This is a genomic window from Kitasatospora acidiphila, from assembly GCF_006636205.1.
GTDB lineage: Bacteria > Actinomycetota > Actinomycetes > Streptomycetales > Streptomycetaceae > Kitasatospora > Kitasatospora acidiphila.
The window spans coordinates 7,458,693-7,475,248 of the sequence record NZ_VIGB01000003.1 but is presented as its reverse complement, the minus strand read 5'-3'; the positions used below and the strand labels follow the sequence as shown (position 1 = coordinate 7,475,248).

Genomic DNA, 16,556 nt, shown 5'->3' with positions numbered 1-16,556 from the left:
AGCCGCACCCGCACCCGCACCCGGGCGACCCCAGCGGGCACTACGTGGCGCCCGGCCGACTCACGAGTCGCTCCTCAGCGATCCCGCGCCGTGAGCCGCCCCCGCACCGCCGCGTGCACCTCGGCCTCCTCCGCCGGATCAGCAGCCAGCCGGCGCAGCCGCTCCAGCACCCGCGCGTCCCCGGTGGTCACCACATGGCGGGCGGCCAGCTCACGGGTCGCCTCCTCGCAGTCCCACAGGCACTCCACCGCGGGCCCGCAGGCGAAGTAGGGGTCGGTGAGGGCCAGCGCCTGGGCGGCCCGGCCGCGCAGGTCGGACGAGGCGGCCTCGCCGTAGATGTGCCGCAGCGTCGGCACGGCGCCGGCGGCGGCCAGCCGCCCCGCGCCGTCGACCAGCGCGGCCAGTCCGGCGCCGCGCACCCCGTGCACCTGGAGCCAGCGGCGCAGCCCGGTGACCACCGCGGGCGCGTCGCACGCCTCGCCGATGTCGGCGAGCAGCAGCATCGCGGCCTCGCCGAGCGCGCTGTCCGTGCCACCGGTGGCCGGGTCGGCCCAGCGGCGGGCGGCCGGCAGCGCCTGCGAGCCGCGCATCCGGCCCACGGTGTCCAGCGCGGCGGCGACCACTCGCTCGTCGGCGGCGGCCGCGGCGGCCTCGATCAGCGCGGGCAGCGCGGGATCGTCCTGGTCGGCCAGGTGGCGCAGGGCGGCCCGGCGCGGGCCCTCGGCGCCGTCGCGGGCGGCGGCGTGCAGCAGTTCGCGGTCCTCGGGACGGGCGACGGCGGCCAGACAGCGGGCCGCGGCGGCGGCCCGGCGCTCCACCGCGCCCGGTTCCGGCTCGCACTGGTCGGCCCAGGCGAGCACATCGGCCACGCTCCAGCCGGGCGTCACCGCCGGGCGCTGGAACTGCCGCTGCCACAGGTCGAACGGGGACTGCTCGCCGGCGGCGGCGATCCGCGGGTGCTGGGCAGCCCAGAGCCGCCAGGGCCGCGGCTCGTAGGCGCCGCGGATCGCGGCCCGCAACTCGGCCTCGCCCTGCGGGTCGGCGGGGAACCGCCGCAGCACGGCGGGGGCCAGCGCGAGCAGCGCCGCGTCGTCGTCGCGCAGCGCCAACTCGTCCAGCGCCCAGGCCCAGTTGGTGCCGGTGGCCGCGTACTGGCGGAGCAGCAGCAGCGCGTCCCGGCGGCCGTAGCCGGCCAAGTGGCCGAGGACGGACAGGGCCAGGCCGGTGCGGTTGTCGTCGGGGTCGGTGAAGTCGTCGGGACAGTTGAGATGCCGCTCGATGCCGCCGAGCGGAGCCTCCAGGTCCATGTAGACCCGGGCGTAGTAGAGGGAGCGGTTCTCGACCTGCCAGTCGCTGCGCGGGTCGCTGGTGACACACTCCTCGAGGGCGGCGATCGCTTCGTCACGGTCGGCTGCGAGCGCATGCAGCTGCCCGTCGCCGCGTCCTCTTTGAAGCAAGCCGAGGAGGCTGGCACTGGGGGCTATCACGGGCTCGAACATGAGGTCAGCATCCGTTGCGGCGGTCGTCGTGGCAACGGGATTTCCGTCGCCGGGGTCTGTTTGGTCTGGTCGTACGGGCGCCCGGGCGCCGGAAGCACCGTAGGTTACCGCCTGCCTGCCCGGTATGCACACAGTGCCGCGACCGGTCGAATTTCGACGTTTGGCATATGCCAGATGAGATTTCCAATCAGCTCTGTCATTCCGCCCACACGCTGCGTGATCTTGTGAGACAGTCGTCTCACAGCAACCGCCATCCGAACCTCACCGACGGGACGGCCGATGAGCCACCATCCGCTCCGTACAGCGGCCGCACCGGCCCCGGTCCAGGAGGCGGCGGCCGTCGAGTGGGACTTGGTCCGGGACGCCGTGCGGTGGTCCCCGGCCGCCTACCAGCTGCTGGCCAGGGACCCGGCGCTCGGCCCGCTCGCCCTCGACGAGCTGCCCGGCCAGCTGCTGCCCGAGGACCGTCCGGTGCTGCGCCGGATGGTCACCGAGGCCCTGGTGCACGGGCGCCCGGTGGCGGGCGTGCTGCGGGTCGCCGGCTCGCCGGGCGCGCGGGCCGTGGCCTGCACCGGCCGGGCCGACCGGGGCACGGACGGCCAGGTGGTCGCGCTGCGCATGGTCCTCAACGCACTCTGAGCACAATGGGCGCAACGCGTCCGAACAAGGCGCCCGATGGTCCCCAACGCGGTCCGGCCGGGGCCCGCCCCGGCCGGACGGCGTCTTGCCTGCCCCCGCCGAATGCTTGCCGACCAGCGCACATATGCTGTCGGCCGCAGTGTCGGCAACAGGGCGGACCTGCACCAAGGGAGGACCGTTCCGATGGACAAGCAGATTCTTCACAAGGCTGCGTTCCTGCTGCACGAGTGCCACGAGCCGGAGAACGTCGTGGTCGAGCGGCTGAAGGAGTACTTCCCGGCCCTGACCCTGGTGGAGCGCGAGCGCTACGTCCAGGAGGCCTGGGACCAGGTGCACACCGCGGGTGTCGACAACATCTGAGCCCCGAGGGGGCTATCCGGCAGGGCGGCGGCTCGGCGGAACCGCCGCCCTGATCTGCGCCCGCAGCTCGGCCACCGCCCGCTCCCCGCGAACGGCTCGGAGAGCCGGTACATCCGGCGCAGCCGGTCCCAGGTGCGGTGCGACGAGGTGTCACCGATCTTGGCCAGCGCGGCCGTTGCCGACTCGTGGGCGGCCTCCGGCTCCCCGGCGAGCCACTGCACGGAGGCCAGCGTCACCAGGTCGAGCAGGGTGGACCGCTCCTGCCCTTGACGGCCCGCAGCCCCATCGCCGCGGCGGCGTGGGTCAGCGCCGGCCGCACCGCGCGCGGGTCGTGCTCCGCCAGGGTGCGGTAGACCAGGAACTCCATCCCGTGCAGCTCGGACTCGTTGAAGGACTGCATCCAGGCCGGCTGCGGCTCCGCCGAGTCGAGCACGAAGTACTCCTCGGCCTCACCGAGGAGCCGCGACACCTCCGTGCGGTTGCCCAGGGTGGCCTGGGCCCAGGCCTCCACGGTGTTGAACATCGCCCGGGTGCGCGGCGCCATGCCGTCCCCCGCGCCGGCCCGGGCCAACCGCATCAGCTCCAGCGCCTCCGCACCCCGGCCGTGGTGCAGCAGTTGGCGCGCGCTGCGGGAGATCGCCTCGCCGGCCCGCGGCCGGTCGCCGGCCTCCTTGGCGGCCTGCGCGGCGATCACGAAGTACCGCTGGGCGGTGCGCTCCAGGCCGACGTCGTGGGACATCCAGCCGGCCAGCACCGCCAGGTTGGCCGCCACCAGCCAGAGCCGGCGGGCCAGTTCGGGCGGATGACGGTGGGTCAGCAGCCCGCCGACCTCGTTGAGCTGGCCGATCACGGCCTTGCGCTGCAGCCCGCCGCCGCGTGAGGCGTCCCAGGCCCGGAACACCTCGAAGGAGTGCTCCAGCGCCGCGACCTCCTCCGCTCCGGCCGGGCCGGGTTCATAGACGTCGACGATCAGGCGGGCGGCGCCGGTGGTGATCGGCTGGCGCGGGCCCGGGCGGGCCGCGGCCTGGGCGGCGGAGGCTCCGGAGAGCCAGGAGTAGAGCGAGTCGGGGATGACGCCGGCGCCCGGCAACTCCGGGCCGGCTTCGGTGCGTCCGCGTCGGTTGAGCATGAGATCCATTCCGGTGTACTCGGTGAGGATCTCTGCCGTACGATCCGGCTCCGGGGTCGCGGCCCCGCTTGCGGGGGTCGCACCGCTGCGCCGTTGCCGGGTCAGGCCGAGGTCCTCGATGGAGACGACACGGCCGAGTCGCTCGGTGAACACGGCGGCCAACAGCGCCGGCACCGGGTCGCGCGGGATCTCGCCCCGCTCGATCCACCGCCGCACCCGCGAGGTGTCGGTGGACAGCTGCTGCTGTCCGATCGCCGCGCCTCGCCGGTTGACCAGCCGAGCCAGTTCACCCTTCGACCATCCGGTCAGTTCGAACAGATCGGCGAGTCGGATGTTGGGTCCCTTGCCCACTCTCAAGCCCCAGGGTCTCGGCTGAGTTCGAGCCTAACGAGCTGTCATGTGCCACGCGAGCATTCGCCAGGCTTCGCCAGGGTGCGCCAACTGGCAAGCCATGCCCGCATGGGTGTCAGGTAGAGATGCGCCACCACGCACCGGGCCAACTGGCCCGGAAATGCGGGCTCCACGACCTCTCGGGGCCGCCCGCGGACCGCTTCGGCGGCCCGGGGGCAGGGGTGGCGCAAAGGGGTGGCGCGCCTGGCGCCGCTCCCGGCCGACCGGTCCGACCGGCGCATTTCCCCAGGATGCGCCGAGCGGTCCGGCCGGCCGGGGTCGGCTCGGGTGGCTCCCCCGGCGCGGTCGCCCGCCCACCCCACCCAGCGCGGGTGGCGACCGCTCGGATCCGCACTCCTTGGTGCGCCGGCGCACTCCCCTGTGGCCCCGGCGCACGCTGCCAGTCGACCTTGCCAGGGCCCCCGCCTTGGCCGTCATATGCCATCGGCAAGGAAGGGAAATCCGCCCCCTCATGTACTCCTCAGCGACTTCCCCCACCGCGTCCCGGATCGGAACCGCGCCACGGCCACCGGCCGCCGGGACGGTCCGCCGGCCCGGGCTGAAGCCCGCTCTCCCCCCAGCCCGCCCGGTGGGGCGCATCGAGGCACCGGGGTTCATCCCGCGCGCCGGTGAGCGCCTGCTGCGCCCCCGTGCGCCCCAGTCGGTCCCCGTCTCCGAGGGGTGGGGCCGGGTCGACAACGCCGCACTGGCGGCGCCGTCGGTGCGGGCCGCGCTGGCCCACATCACGCGGATATGTCCCGCGTTCTCGGCGCGTCAGGTGCTGCGCGAGGATGCGGCGCACATCCTGATCACCGGGCTGATCGGGCGCACCCCCGTGGTCGCCAAGTGCCTCTCCCCGCAGGCCGTGCAGGGCGACAACCGGGCGCTCCTGGTGGAGCGGTTCCGCCGCGAGGTCGCCGTCTACCGCTCCTTCGTGCGGCACCGCCCGCCGGTGCGGATGCCCCGCCTGGTGGCCGCCGACCACGACCGCTGCGTGCTGGTGATCGAGCGGATCCCGGGCCGGATCGCCGCACTCGAACGGCACCCGGCCGACGCGCCGACCCCGGGCGAGGTGCGGGCCATGCTGGGCGCGGTGCGCGCGCTCAACCTCTGGCGCCCGCCGACCGACGTCTTCCAGGCACCGCTGGACTACCAGTTCGAGATCAGCCGCTACCACTCGGTCGGCCAGCTGACCGACCGGGACGCCGGCGATCTGCGCCAGCTGCTGCACGGCCTGTCGCACACCGGCTGGCAGCTCTGCCACGGCGACGCGCTGCTGAGCAACATCATGCTGGCGCCGTCCGGCCCGGTGCTGCTCGACTGGGAGCAGGCCGGCTGGTACCTGCCGGGCTACGACCTGGCGGTGCTGTGGAGCGTGCTCTCGGCGGACACGGCCGCACGCCGGCAGATCAGCCAGCTGGCGCAGGTCGGCGGCACCCTGGCCCGGGACGCGTTCCTGGTCAACCTGGTGCTGGTGCTGATGCGCGAGCTGCGGATCTACGACGTGCCGGGCGCCGGTGAGGAGCAGCGGCTGATGATCCGTCGGCTGTACGACGACGCGGCGCTGGCGCGGCGCGCGGTCCGGGCCGCTGTGGGGACTCGCTGAGCCGCCCGGCCCCGTGGGGCACGGCTACCCGCGGTCCAGCGCGGCGCGCCCGGCGGTCTCCAGCACGGCCTGCGGGGGGCGGCCGTGCACCGGGCCGCTGAGCGCGTCGCGCAGCTGGCGTTCGAGCGGCTGACGGCGGCTCAGGCCGGCGCTGCCGGTGAGCTCCACGGCCGCCCGGACGGCGTCGACCACCGCGCGGCAGACCAGCAGGTGGGCCGGTCCGGTCCGGGCCACCGCGGCCTCGTCACCGGCGTCGATCCGGCCGGCCAGCCCCGCCACCAGCTCCTCCGCGCCGATCAGCGCGCCCTCCAGTTCGCCCAGCGCGGCCTGGTAGCGCGGCAGCGCACCCAGCGGCTCGCCGGTACCGCCGGGCGTGCGCCGGCTCAGGAAGCCCACCAGCCAGTCGCGCGCGGCCCGGCCCACGCCGATCTGTACGGCGGCCAGCGCCAGGTCCCGCCAGGCGGTGGTGGTCGCCGACTCGACGTCATCCCGGCGCAGTCCGGTCACCAGCTCGGCGGGCACCGCCACCTCGGTGAACCGCAGTTCGTGGCAGGTGGCGGCGCGCAGCCCGAGCTGGTCGCCGACCGGGTCGACCTCGAGCCCGGGGCTCTCGGCGCGGATCAGGAAGGTGCCGGTGCGCGGCTCGGGCTCGGCGGTGCGGATCCGGACCGCCAGCCAGGCCAGCGCCTCGACGCCCGGGCAGCCGGTCAGCCGGCCGCTGAGCCGCCAGCCTCCCTGGGCCTTCGGCCCGGGGGAACCCCATGGGCCGGGTCGGGCGATCAGCGGATCGGCGGTGGCGTCCACCGCGGCGACCAGCGCCGGGCCGCGGCGCGATTCGGTCAGCAGGCGTCGATAGACGGGATTCGGCCAGCCGCCGGTGCGGGCCTGCTCGGCGTGGTGCAGCAGGGTGTTGGCGGCGAGCAGGGCCACCGAGGCATCGCCGCGGCCGAGTTCGGCCAGCACCTCGACGACCTCGGCCAGGCCGGCGCCGGGGCCGCCGTACTGCTGGCCGACCGTCAGGGTCAGCAGGCCTATCTCGTGCACCGCCTCGACGCCCTGGTACGGAAAGGTGGCGTCCCGGTCGTGCTCCTCGGCGCGGGCCGCCAGCAGGTCCACCACCCGGGGCAGCCCGCGCAGCGCGGCCGCGACGGGCGGCTGGGTGTCGGTCGGGGTGCTGGTCATGGCTCACTGCCTCCGGGGGCCGACTGGATCGCGACGGCCGACTCGGGGGCGCGTCGCGCGGTGGGGGGCGTACGCGTGACGGGGGCGTGCGGAATGGCCGAAAGGCGTGCAACAGCCTCCCGGCCCCGATTCGGCCCTGCCGTCAGCCCTGCTGGAAGAGATCGGCCGGCAGCGGCTTGAGCAGCTGGTACAGATCGTCCGCGATCGGCCGGTCCCAGGAGGCGATGGTGACCTGCACCTGGTCGCTGCGGTCGAACTGGGCGCAGAACACCCGCTCCTCGGAGACCTTGATCTTCTTCACGATCAGCAGGTCGTCCCGGAGCATCACCGGGAAGTCCTCGGCCGACACGAAGTCCACCGGCTCCTCGATCTCCAGCGCCGCGAGCAGCTGTCTGACCTCGAACGGCACGCTGTCGGGGGTGTCCCGGGCCGGCGAGCCCTCCGGCAGGTTGCCGATGAACATCGCGGGGCCCCGGCCGCCGAACAGGTCGTAGCGCAGGAAGATCCCTGGCACGAGCCGTCCGGGCCGGACATCATCGCGGCGCCGAAGAGCCCCGGCCAGTCACCCGGGTCCATGGCGAGCACGTCGAAGTCCGGGCCCGCGGGCGTGCCGGAACGTCGGCGGAGAAAAGACATGCCGCCATGGTACGTGTCCGCTCGGCGCGCGCCGCACCGGGCAGGCCGAGCTGGCTCGTTCGAACCACGTTCGAAGGCGGTTCACAGACGCGTTGGCTCCACGCTCCGAGACGAATGTTGACGCTGAGCAACCGTCCGGGCTACGGTCGCGGATGTACGGCAGCTGCTGTGGACCTGTCCATGTGGGGGTGGCCTGCTGTGGCGCATTCGCGTGCGCTCGCGTCCCCCGCTATGGCACATCGTCGTGCGACGGCTGCAAGTTCAGCACACCATTCACCTGAAGCACCCTTCACCCAAAGCCTGGCTCGTGGGTTCCCCGACTCTGTCGCACCTGCGGGCCACGCCCGGGACACCGACGCGTGGGGGCGTTCGGATCCCGAGCACCGGCGGCCAGGGCTCTGCCCCGCCGCCACCTCCCGGCGACGGCCGACTGCGCGCGCAGTCGACCCGGGGAACCGCGGGAGGACGCCCGGCGTCGCGAGCCGGGTAGCACAGCAGACGCCGTGCACGACCGCGTGGGGGCGGTCGGCACGGCGTCTGCCTGTCTGATCCATCAGCCGTCGGAGCCGGCCCGGATTCCAGCCGTCCGCGGAGCCGGTGCGGACCGGGGAGCCGGCGCGGACCGGCCGACGGGGTGTCAGCCGGCCGCACCCGCTCGACTCAGTCCAGGTCGAACTCGCCGTCCTGGGCGCCGAGCACGAAGGCGTCCCACTCCGCCTGGGTGAAGACCAGCACCGGCCCGTCCGGGAACCGGCCGTCCCGCATCGCGATGTAGCCGTCCACGAAGGCGATCTGCACATCGCCCGGCGAGCCGTCCTCCTGCCTGGCGGAGAGCCACTCGGCCCCCGTGGTGTCCAACTTGGGCTTGGGGGACGGTGCGACGGCCTCGGCGCCCGCTGCGGCCTCGCCGCTACCCGTTTCCGTTGCCACTGGTGGTGCTCCTCCCGGACGGTGTTTCAGGACCGCCAGCGTATCGGCCGACCCGTGGGCCGGGGTGCGGTTTCCACGCCCCCCGGCGCGGGCGGCGGGCTCGGCGGGGCCGGGTTTGGGAGAGTGGCCGTGGCAGGAACCGGACGGCAGGACGCGGCAGAACTGGGAGCAGCCGATGGGGCAGATCTCCCCGCGAGGCGGGGCCGGAGCGGACGTCATCCCGATCGGGGAGGCACCCTCGGCCACCCGGGTGCCCAGCCAGACCCCGACCCGCTCGGCGGCGCTGGGCCGGGTCGGCGTGGTGCTGGTCTCGCACAGCCGCGAGCTGGCCCAGGAGACCGCCGACCTGGCCCGGGCGCTGGCCCAGACCGACGACCCGTCAGCGGTGGCGGCCACCGGCGGGCAACCGGGGGACGGGCTGGGCAGCAGCGCGCTGCTGATCGCCGCCGCGGCCCGCCGGGTGGACCAGGGGCACGGGGTGGCGGTGCTGGCCGACCTGCCGGGCGCGGTGCGCACCGTGCTGGCGCTGCTGGCCAGGGCGGACGAGCACGGGCTGCCGTTCCCGGTGCGGTTCGCCAACGCACCGTTCGTGGAGGGCGCGGTCGCGGCGGTCGCCACCGCCTCGGCCGGCGGCGACCTGGCGGCGGTGGTCGACGCCGCCGAAGAGATGTACAGACAGCGCAAGGTCTGAGCCTCCCTCGGCCTTGCACCGGGCTCCCTGGGCCGAGGGCCGAGGGAGGCCGAAAATGTCCGCCCCACCGCGTACAACCATCCGCGCGGCGCAGGAGTCAGCACTGCGTCGAGGGATCACACGCCGGGTCAGCCCGGCCTCGCCTGGGGAGCACCGTGCCGCGATCGGACACGACCACGCCGGACCTGACGTCCTCCGCGCTGCGTGGCAGCGCACTCATGCCACTGCGCGCGCCCGCACTCACCGCCGTGCCCGCCGCCGACCGCCTGGTGCACTGGCTGCGCCACTCCCCGCCCATCCGCTGTTCCGCGCGCACGCCGCCCGCCGGCTGGCCGTGCTCGCCTACAGCCGGGTCACCGACCAGCGGGCCTTCGGCGCCCAGCTGGACCGGCTCTGCCAGGTCGCGGTGCCGATCTCGCTGCCGGCCCTGGAGCAGGCGGTGGCGGTCGGCCGGCCGCTGCCGCCGCGCAGCGTGCTGATCACCTTCGACGACGCCGACCGGAACGTGCTGGAGCACGCCCTGCCCGCCCTGACCGCCCGGGGGCTGCCGGCGGTGGCCTTCGTGGTGACCGAGCTGATCGGCACCGACCGGCCGTCCTGGCGTGACGAGGCCGCCTTCCTGCTGGCCCACCGCGGCCAGGCCCGGGCCCTGGTGCCGGACGCCCGGTACGACCGCTTGGAGCAGCTGGCCGCGCTGCCCGACCCGGACCGCCGGCGCAGCATGCACGAGCTGCGGGTCAGCGCCACCGCGCAGGCCCCGCGCCGCCAGCGCCTGACCCCGCAGGACCTGCGGCGACTGCTGGCCGGGCGGGTGGCGATCGGCAGCCAGAGCCTGGGCGCGCCGGAGCTCGGGCGGTGCGACGACGCCACGGTGGCGACCGAGCTGCGCAGCGCGCACCGGGAGCTGACCGCCTGGCTGGACGCGGCGCCCACCGCGTTCGCCTACCCGGGCGGCGGGCATGAGCCGCGGGCCGCCCGGGTGCTGGCCGAGCTGGGCTATCGGGCGGCGTTCCTGACCGATCATCGGCTGAACCGACGACTGCCCAGGGAGGCACTGCGGGTGAGCCGGCTGTCGGTGGACACCAGCTGCCCCCGGGACCACTTCGAGGCGGTGCTGTCGGGCCTGCAGCCGGCCGTCAGGCGCTGGCGCGGCCTCTGAGCCCAGCGCCACCGCCAAGCCCCCGGCGCGGCCTGTGAGCTCCGCGCACGGGCAAGCCTGCCGCGCGGCCCTGAGGGCCAGCGCACAGCTCGGCGCCGCAGCCAAGCCCCCTCGCCGCGCCCCGTGGGCGTCAGCGCACCGGGACGGCGAGCAGGGCCTGGCCCTCGGCGTAGGCGGCGGCCGCGGCCGGCAGGGTGCCGGGGCGGCCGCTCGTCAGCACCGTCAGGGTGCCGCCGCCGGTGCCGGCCAGCGTCTCGGGCGACAAGCGGCGCAGCGCCTGGGCGGCGACCGCGGCGGCCGAGCCGTGCATCACCAGGTCCGGCACGGCGATGCCGGCCAATGCGGCGCGGATCCGGTCGGCGACCAGTTCGTAGTGGGTGCAGCCGAGCACCAGGGTGGTGGTGCCGACCGGGGTGAGCGCGGCAGCGGCGGCGATCGCGCGGTCCATGGCGGCCTCGTCGGCTGCATCGACCGCGTCCGCCAGTCCCGGGCAGGGCACCTCGGTGATGTCCGCGGTGCCGCCGAACTCGGCGATCAGGCCGCGCTGGTAGGGGCTGCCGGTGGTCGCCGGAGTGGCCCAGATCGCCACCGCGCCACCGGACGCGGCCGCCGGCTTGATGGCCGGCACCGTCCCGATCACCGGAATCCGCGGCTCCAGTTCGGCGCGCAGGGCGTCCAGCGCGTGCACCGACGCGGTGTTGCAGGCCACCACCAGCACGTCAGGCTCGAGCGCTGCCGCCGCGCGGGCGCACAACAGCGCGTGCTCCGTCAGGTCCGCCACCGTGCGCGGACCCCAGGGCATGCCGTCCGGGTCGTTGGAGATCACCAGGTCGGCATCCGGGCGCAGCTCACGAATGGCCGCCGTGGCGGGCAGCAACCCGATTCCTGAGTCCATCAGTGCGATCTTCACAGTGATTGACCCTAGCCGATCCGGCGATGTGGCCCATCCGGGCCGCGCCACTGCGGCAGACTGCGGGAGTGACGCCGTTCTGGATCATCGTGTCCCTCTTGTCCGCGGCCTGCTGGTGCTGGCTGACCGTCGGCCAAGGCTTCTTCTGGCGCACCGACCAGCGCCTGCCGCCGCACCGGATCGACCCCGCCAGATGGCCCGACGTGGCCGTGGTGGTCCCGGCCCGCGACGAGGCCGAGGTGCTGCCCCGCAGCCTGCCCGGCCTGCTGGCGCAGAAGTACCCCGGCCGGGCCCGGGTGATCCTGGTCGACGACCACAGCAGCGACGGCACCGCCGAGACGGCCCGCCGGCTGGCCGAGGCGGGCGGCCTGCCGCTGACCGTGACCACGCCCCCGCCGCTGCCGTCCGGCTGGACCGGCAAGCTGTGGGCGGTGCGGCACGGGGTGGAGCTGGCCGGCGAGGCGGAGCTGCTCTTCCTCACCGACGCGGACATCGCCCACGGCCCCGGCGTGCTGGCAGCCCTGGTGGCCGGCGCCGAGACCCAGCGGCTGGACCTGGTCTCGCAGATGGCCCGGCTGCGCACCGAGACCGGCTGGGAGCGGCTGATCGTGCCGGCGTTCGTCTACTTCTTCGCCCAGCTCTACCCGTTCCGCTGGAGCAACCGGCCCGGCTCGCGCACCGCCGCGGCGGCCGGCGGCTGCTCGCTGGTCCGCCGCGACGCCCTGGAGCGGGCCGGCGGGGTGGCGGTGATCCGCGGCGCGGTGATCGACGACGTGTCGCTGGCCCGGGCGGTCAAGCGCTCCGGCGGCCGCACCTGGCTGGGGCTGGCCGAGCGCGACCCGGAGCTGACGGTCCGCAGCGTGCGGCCCTACGTCGGGCTCGGGCCGCTGTGGCGGATGGTCTCCCGCAGCGCCTACGCCCAGCTGCGCCACTCGCCGCCCCTGCTGCTGGGGACGGTGCTCGGCCTGGCGCTGATCTACCTGGTCCCGCCACTCGCCACCGCGGTCGGCCTGGCCACCGGCCAGCTGCCGGTGCTGCTCGCGGGCGCCGCCGCCTGGCTGCTGATGACGGGGACGTACCTGCCGATGACCCGCTACTACGACCGCCCGGCCCCGGCCGCGCTGCTGCTGCCGTTCACCGCCCTGCTCTACCTGCTGATGACGGTGGACTCGGCGGTGCAGCACTACCTCGGCCGTGGCGCGGCCTGGAAGGGACGGACCTACTGACGGACCGTCAGCGGGGCTGCCGGTCCAGGAAGGCGGCGACCAGCGGGGCGATCTCGGGCAGCTTCTCCTCGAGCGCGAAGTGGCCGGTGTCCAGCAGGTGCAGTTCGGCGTCCGGCAGGTCCCGCAGGTAGGCGCGGGCCCCCGCCTCGACGAAGAACGGGTCGCCGACGCCCCAGAGGATCAGCGCCGGCGGCCGGTGGGTGCGCAGCCACTGCTGCCACTCGGGATAGCGCGCCAGGTTGCTGTGGTAGTCCAGGGCCAGTTCGACCTGGATCTCCTTGCGGCCGGGCAGGTCCAGGAAGTGCTGGTCCATGGTCCAGCCGTCGGGGCTGACCAGCGACGGGTCGCCGGTGCCGCCCTCGTACTGGTCGCGGGTGACCTCCGCGGTGAGGATCTGCCGGACCGCCCGCTCCGCCCCGGGCACGCCGGGGCGGTTGGCGGTCATGGCCTGCGCGGCGGGCGACAGGCCCTCCAGGTAGGCGTTGCCGTTCTGGACCACCAGACCGGTGATCCACTCCGGGTGCCGGACGGCCAGCCGGAGGCCGACCGGCGCCCCGAAGTCGAAGGCGTAGAGGGCGAACCGGTCGAGGCCGAGGGCCTTGCAGAAGCCCTCGATCACGTCGGCCAGGCTGTCGAACCGGTAGTCGAACTCGGCCGGGTCCGGGCAGTCGCTGTGCCCGAAGCCCGGGTAGTCGGGGGCGACCAGGTGGTAGTCCGCGCCGAGTGCGTCGATCAACCGGGCGTACTGGTGCGAGGAAGCCGGGAACCCGTGCAGCAGCAACAGGGTGGGCGCCGTCGGCTCCCCCGCCTCCCGGTAGAAGATCCGCAAGCCGTTGACCTCGGCGAAACGGTGGTGGACCTGCGGCATCCGCAACTCGGCCATGGTGGCCGCCCCCTTGGATTCGAGCGTCGTCCTGACACCTCGAATCTAACCATCAAAACTCACTTAGGCGGTAGCCCCGACTTCATCGGCACCTGGTGCTTCTCGGACTGCGCCGGCAGCTGGGACACCAGCTGGTCGACGACGGTCACCATCTGCTCGGCACTGCCGGTCCGGCTCGGGGTGGTCTGGTTGGCGCCCTGCACGATGGCGGCCGGGATCTCGTTGACCTCGTAGCGGGCCATCTCCTGCGGCGCCTGCTCGACCTCCTGGGCCACCTGGGGCGACTCGTAGGCCGCGGTGAACTGACCGCGGTCCACCTGGTGCTGCTCGGCCCACTGGGCGGCCGCGCCCTCGGTGGTCAGGTCCAGGCCCTGGTCCCGCACCGCCTGGAAGACCGAGAGCTGCAGCCGGTCCACCTGGCCGAGGCGTTCGAGTGTGTAGTAGAGGCGGGCGTGCGCGCGCTCCACGTCCTGGTCCGGCGCGCTCGACCAGACCGCCGGGATCCGGCGCAGCACGACGTCCTTGGGCTGCTTGGCGGCCCAGTCCTCCAGCGGCTTCTCCAGCGCCTGGGAGTGGCTGCAGCCGTACCAGAAGAACTCGACGACCTCACGGGTGTCGGCCTGGGTGACGGGTTGGGGGTGGTTCAGCGGGGCGTAGGTGCCGTCGGCGGTGGCCTGGGTCGGTACTCCGGCAAGACCGATGACCGCGGTGGCCAGCACGGCGGCGGCACGAGCAACAGGTGTCATGGGCGCACCGTGTCAAACCGCCCGTGAGCGGCTCCAGCCGACATTCCGGGGTTCCCCCGAACGGGGCTGCCGATCCGCCCGACCGCCGGACAGCGGCGGCGCCGGTGGCCGGTCCGGCGCGTGCGTGTCCAAAGCATCCGACGGACCGTCAACTTCGATACCCAGAAACCACTGGTGCGAGTGACGTCGGGTGGACCGGGCGTCTCGGCGGTGGCCAGGATGGCCGCTGCAGAGCGGGCGGCCGTCGCCCCGCACAGACCCCTGGAGAGAGCCGTGCTGAAAGGGTTCCGCAGCTTCCTGCTGCGTGGAAACGTGGTCGACCTGGCGGTCGGTATCGTCATCGGGGCGGCCTTCACCGCCGTGGTCACCGGGTTCGTCACCGCGTTCCTGACCCCACTGGTCGGCGTCGCCTCCGGCGCGGTGGGCGACTTCTCGAAGGAGTCCTTCACAGTGGCCGGCACCACCTTCCCGTACGGCGCCTTCCTCAACGCGCTGATCAGCTTCGTGCTGGTCGCGGCGGTCATCTACTTCGTGGTGGTGGTGCCGGTGACGAAGCTTCAGGCCAGGCTGGAGAAGCCCAAGGCGGCCGATCCGGCCAAGGTCGACTGCCCGCAGTGCCTGAGCCGGATTCCAGCCGCGGCCCTGCGCTGCTCGTTCTGCACCTCCGAGGTGGCGGGGCTGCCGGGCTTGCCTGCTCAGACCGCTCAGCGCAGCTGATCGCGCGCCGGTGTGCGCCCCCGGAGCGCGGGGCGCACACTCCCAGGAAATTCATAGAATGTCCGGAAAGCGCTGCCGATATGTCCGATCTCCGGTCATTCGAGGAGTTTGCACTGGCGAAGAGTGCGTAAACATCTCGAACTACCACCCCTCCCAGTCTCCTCAGGGGCGCATTCTGGGCTTACGGTATGCCCATGACCTCGCCCCGCTCCTACGACGGAAGCGGCTACTACCCTCCGTCCTTCTCGTCGGGCACGCCCATCTACGACAGTCTGGTCGCAGAGCGCGGAGTCCCGCAGATCGCGCCGATCAACGTGCCGGCCGCCCTGCCGCCGGCTCCGGCCGCGACCCCCTCCTACGCCCAGGCCTACGCCCCGGCGATGGAGTCCACCAGCCTGCTGCCGGCGCTGCCGCCGGCCCGCCTCGCGCTCGGCCCGGGCACCGGTGGCGGCTACCAGCCCGCCCCGCCCGCGCCCGGCTACCCCGGCCAGGGCTACGTGCCCGCCCCGCGGGTGCCGGGTGCCCCGATGCCGCCCGGCTATCCGCAGCCGGCCGCGCCGCAGGCCTGGGACCAGCAGCCCGGCCAGTTCCGCCCGGCCGCGCCCGGCGGCCAGGCGCCGATGGCCCCGGTGCGGCCGATGCCGCCGCAGCAGTTCTTCCAGCAGCCCGGCCAGCAGCAACCCCAACCGCCGCAGCCGACCATGCAGTTCGGCCAGCAGCAGCCCTACCCGCAGCAGCAGCAGCCCTACCCGGGACAGGTCTACTGACCGAGCGACACGGTCAGCCGACCGAGGGGGACGGTCATCGACGGACCGCCCGGCACGCCACCACAGGCCTGCCGGGCGGTCCTCGCATCTAGGGCCGCTCCTGGCACCCTGCCGGGTCCGCTACGCGCGTTACCCGACGACGACTCGGTGAGCCTAGCCTGGCAGGATGTCGATATGCCTGCACTGCTCGAACTCCACCGATACCCCGTCAAGTCGCTGTACCGGCTGAGCCCTCGGGAAGCGGTGGTCGAGCCGTGGGGCCTGCACGGCGACCGGCGCTGGATGCTGGCCCGGCCCTCCGGTCTCGCCATCACCCAGCGGGACCTGCCCGCGCTGGCCGGCTTCCGCCCCGAGCCGGCGGCGGACGGCGGCCTGCTGATCACCGACCCCGACGGCGCGACCCTGCACGTGCCCGTGCCCCGCACCCCGTCGGTCCGCGGTGAGGTCTTCGGCTGGGCCTTCGCCGCCGCCGAGGCCGACGAGAAGGCCCAACTCTGGTTCCGGGAGCGGCTCGGCGACCCCGAGCTGCGCCTGCTGCACCTGGCCGACCCGCGGGCCCGGCCGGTCGACCCGGCGTTCGGCGAGCCGGGCGAAACCGTGAGCATGGCTGACGGCTACCCGCTGCTGGCCGTCACCACCGCGTCGCTGGCGGCCCTCAACGACTGGCTGGTGGCCGGCGGCGGCGAGGCACTGCCGGTCTCCCGGTTCCGGCCCAATGTGGTGATCGACGGCACCGAGCCCTGGGAGGAGGACCACTGGCGCCGCCTCAGGATCGGCGAACTGACCTTCCGCGCCGTCAAGTTGTGCGGCCGCTGCGTGGTCACCACCATCGACCAGGAGGCCGGCGAGCGGCGCGGCGCCGAGCCGCTGCGCACCCTGCAGAAGCGCCGCCGGTTCGACAAGAAGGCGGCCTTCGGCGTCAACCTGATCCCCGAGCGACCCGACGGGGTGACGGGCGACGCACTCGGCACCCTCCGGCTGGGCGACGAAGTGACCGTGCTGTCCCGCGGCGAGCGATTGCCAGCGGCATAGCCGACTCAGCCGAGCACGCTACGGTGGGCCGGACGAAAGCACAGGTCGAGCAGC

At 74.1% G+C, this 16,556-nt stretch carries 15 protein-coding genes and 2 pseudogenes; 9 read left to right on the top strand and 8 right to left on the bottom strand.

Annotated features, from left to right (window positions below):
• Positions 1 to 74: 74 nt before the first annotated feature.
• Positions 75 to 1,499 (bottom strand): HEAT repeat domain-containing protein, encoded by a 1,425-nt coding sequence (locus E6W39_RS35305; RefSeq protein WP_141636928.1) that lies wholly within the window; start codon positions 1,497 to 1,499, stop codon positions 75 to 77.
• Positions 1,500 to 1,778: 279 nt separating this feature from the next.
• Between E6W39_RS35305 and E6W39_RS35300 the strand changes: the two genes are divergently transcribed.
• Both E6W39_RS35300 and E6W39_RS40000 read left to right on the top strand, forming a co-directional pair.
• Positions 1,779 to 2,138 (top strand): hypothetical protein, encoded by a 360-nt coding sequence (locus tag E6W39_RS35300; RefSeq protein WP_141636927.1) that lies wholly within the window; start codon positions 1,779 to 1,781, stop codon positions 2,136 to 2,138.
• Between the two features lie 183 nt (positions 2,139 to 2,321).
• Complete coding sequence (locus tag E6W39_RS40000) at positions 2,322 to 2,498, top strand: hypothetical protein (RefSeq protein WP_181799589.1); 177 nt, start codon at positions 2,322 to 2,324, stop codon at positions 2,496 to 2,498.
• Positions 2,499 to 2,510: 12 nt separating this feature from the next.
• Here the strand turns inward: E6W39_RS40000 and E6W39_RS35295 are convergent.
• Positions 2,511 to 3,978: pseudogene (locus E6W39_RS35295) on the bottom strand (DNA-binding protein NsdB).
• Positions 3,979 to 4,489: 511 nt separating this feature from the next.
• On the opposite strand from E6W39_RS35295, the gene E6W39_RS35290 reads away from it, so the two are divergent.
• Positions 4,490 to 5,623: an aminoglycoside phosphotransferase family protein gene (locus E6W39_RS35290; RefSeq protein WP_101379126.1), complete on the top strand. Its 1,134-nt coding sequence runs from the start codon at positions 4,490 to 4,492 to the stop codon at positions 5,621 to 5,623.
• 24 nt (positions 5,624 to 5,647) lie between these two features.
• Here E6W39_RS35290 and E6W39_RS35285 read toward each other — a convergent pair whose 3' ends face one another.
• The 3 genes and pseudogenes from E6W39_RS35285 to E6W39_RS35275 all read right to left on the bottom strand — a co-directional run bounded on the left by E6W39_RS35285 (position 5,648) and on the right by E6W39_RS35275 (position 8,371).
• Positions 5,648 to 6,805 (bottom strand): acyl-CoA dehydrogenase family protein, encoded by a 1,158-nt coding sequence (locus E6W39_RS35285; protein WP_141636926.1) that lies wholly within the window; start codon positions 6,803 to 6,805, stop codon positions 5,648 to 5,650.
• A gap of 142 nt (positions 6,806 to 6,947) precedes the next feature.
• Positions 6,948 to 7,441: pseudogene (locus E6W39_RS35280) on the bottom strand (hypothetical protein).
• Between the two features lie 660 nt (positions 7,442 to 8,101).
• Positions 8,102 to 8,371 (bottom strand): DUF397 domain-containing protein, encoded by a 270-nt coding sequence (locus E6W39_RS35275; protein ID WP_101379129.1) that lies wholly within the window; start codon positions 8,369 to 8,371, stop codon positions 8,102 to 8,104.
• A 175-nt stretch (positions 8,372 to 8,546) separates the two neighbouring features.
• Here E6W39_RS35275 and E6W39_RS35270 point away from each other — a divergent pair, with 175 nt between their 5' ends.
• Complete coding sequence (locus E6W39_RS35270) at positions 8,547 to 9,062, top strand: PTS-dependent dihydroxyacetone kinase phosphotransferase subunit DhaM (protein WP_141636925.1); 516 nt, start codon at positions 8,547 to 8,549, stop codon at positions 9,060 to 9,062.
• Between the two features lie 334 nt (positions 9,063 to 9,396).
• Positions 9,397 to 10,221 carry a polysaccharide deacetylase family protein gene (locus E6W39_RS35265; protein WP_228718537.1) on the top strand — a complete coding sequence of 275 codons (825 nt, stop codon included), beginning with the start codon at positions 9,397 to 9,399 and terminating at the stop codon, positions 10,219 to 10,221.
• 130 nt (positions 10,222 to 10,351) lie between these two features.
• Here the strand turns inward: E6W39_RS35265 and E6W39_RS35260 are convergent, their stop codons facing one another.
• Entirely contained in the window at positions 10,352 to 11,131 is a 780-nt protein-coding gene (locus E6W39_RS35260; protein ID WP_141636923.1) for a glutamate racemase, read from the bottom strand.
• 26 nt (positions 11,132 to 11,157) lie between these two features.
• Between E6W39_RS35260 and E6W39_RS35255 the strand changes: the two genes are divergently transcribed.
• On the top strand, positions 11,158 to 12,357 hold the full coding sequence (locus E6W39_RS35255) for a glycosyltransferase (RefSeq protein WP_141636922.1): 1,200 nt from the start codon (positions 11,158 to 11,160) through the stop codon (positions 12,355 to 12,357).
• A gap of 7 nt (positions 12,358 to 12,364) precedes the next feature.
• On the opposite strand, the gene E6W39_RS35250 is transcribed toward E6W39_RS35255, so the two are convergent.
• Together E6W39_RS35250 and E6W39_RS35245 are read right to left on the bottom strand one after the other, a co-directional pair.
• Positions 12,365 to 13,240 carry an alpha/beta fold hydrolase gene (locus tag E6W39_RS35250; RefSeq protein WP_141636921.1) on the bottom strand — a complete coding sequence of 292 codons (876 nt, stop codon included), beginning with the start codon at positions 13,238 to 13,240 and terminating at the stop codon, positions 12,365 to 12,367.
• A gap of 59 nt (positions 13,241 to 13,299) precedes the next feature.
• Positions 13,300 to 13,986 (bottom strand): thiol:disulfide interchange protein DsbA/DsbL, encoded by a 687-nt coding sequence (locus tag E6W39_RS35245; protein WP_141636920.1) that lies wholly within the window; start codon positions 13,984 to 13,986, stop codon positions 13,300 to 13,302.
• A gap of 273 nt (positions 13,987 to 14,259) precedes the next feature.
• Between E6W39_RS35245 and mscL the strand changes: the two genes are divergently transcribed.
• From mscL to E6W39_RS35230, 3 genes are all read left to right on the top strand, one after another.
• Positions 14,260 to 14,703, top strand: a complete 444-nt coding sequence (gene mscL, locus E6W39_RS35240; protein ID WP_141636919.1) for a large conductance mechanosensitive channel protein MscL — start codon at positions 14,260 to 14,262, stop codon at positions 14,701 to 14,703.
• 194 nt (positions 14,704 to 14,897) lie between these two features.
• Positions 14,898 to 15,470: a DUF6643 family protein gene (locus tag E6W39_RS35235; protein ID WP_141636918.1), complete on the top strand. Its 573-nt coding sequence runs from the start codon at positions 14,898 to 14,900 to the stop codon at positions 15,468 to 15,470.
• Between the two features lie 174 nt (positions 15,471 to 15,644).
• Complete coding sequence (locus tag E6W39_RS35230) at positions 15,645 to 16,502, top strand: MOSC domain-containing protein (RefSeq protein ID WP_141636917.1); 858 nt, start codon at positions 15,645 to 15,647, stop codon at positions 16,500 to 16,502.
• The last annotated feature ends 54 nt before the right edge of the window (positions 16,503 to 16,556 follow it).

Bases quoted from the DNA above. Each gene is read 5' to 3' on its own strand.
- E6W39_RS35230 (WP_141636917.1), top strand. From the start codon at position 15,645: ATGCCTGCACTGCTCGAACTCCACCGATACCCCGTCAAGTCGCTGTAC.
- E6W39_RS40000 (WP_181799589.1), top strand. From the start codon at position 2,322: ATGGACAAGCAGATTCTTCACAAGGCTGCGTTCCTGCTGCACGAGTGC.
- E6W39_RS35250 (WP_141636921.1), bottom strand. From the start codon at position 13,240: ATGGCCGAGTTGCGGATGCCGCAGGTCCACCACCGTTTCGCCGAGGTC.
- E6W39_RS35245 (WP_141636920.1), bottom strand. From the start codon at position 13,986: ATGACACCTGTTGCTCGTGCCGCCGCCGTGCTGGCCACCGCGGTCATC.
- E6W39_RS35235 (WP_141636918.1), top strand. From the start codon at position 14,898: ATGACCTCGCCCCGCTCCTACGACGGAAGCGGCTACTACCCTCCGTCC.
- E6W39_RS35285 (WP_141636926.1), bottom strand. From the start codon at position 6,805: ATGACCAGCACCCCGACCGACACCCAGCCGCCCGTCGCGGCCGCGCTG.
- E6W39_RS35305 (WP_141636928.1), bottom strand. From the start codon at position 1,499: ATGTTCGAGCCCGTGATAGCCCCCAGTGCCAGCCTCCTCGGCTTGCTT.
- E6W39_RS35300 (WP_141636927.1), top strand. From the start codon at position 1,779: ATGAGCCACCATCCGCTCCGTACAGCGGCCGCACCGGCCCCGGTCCAG.
- E6W39_RS35270 (WP_141636925.1), top strand. From the start codon at position 8,547: ATGGGGCAGATCTCCCCGCGAGGCGGGGCCGGAGCGGACGTCATCCCG.
- E6W39_RS35290 (WP_101379126.1), top strand. From the start codon at position 4,490: ATGTACTCCTCAGCGACTTCCCCCACCGCGTCCCGGATCGGAACCGCG.
- E6W39_RS35255 (WP_141636922.1), top strand. From the start codon at position 11,158: ATGTGGCCCATCCGGGCCGCGCCACTGCGGCAGACTGCGGGAGTGACG.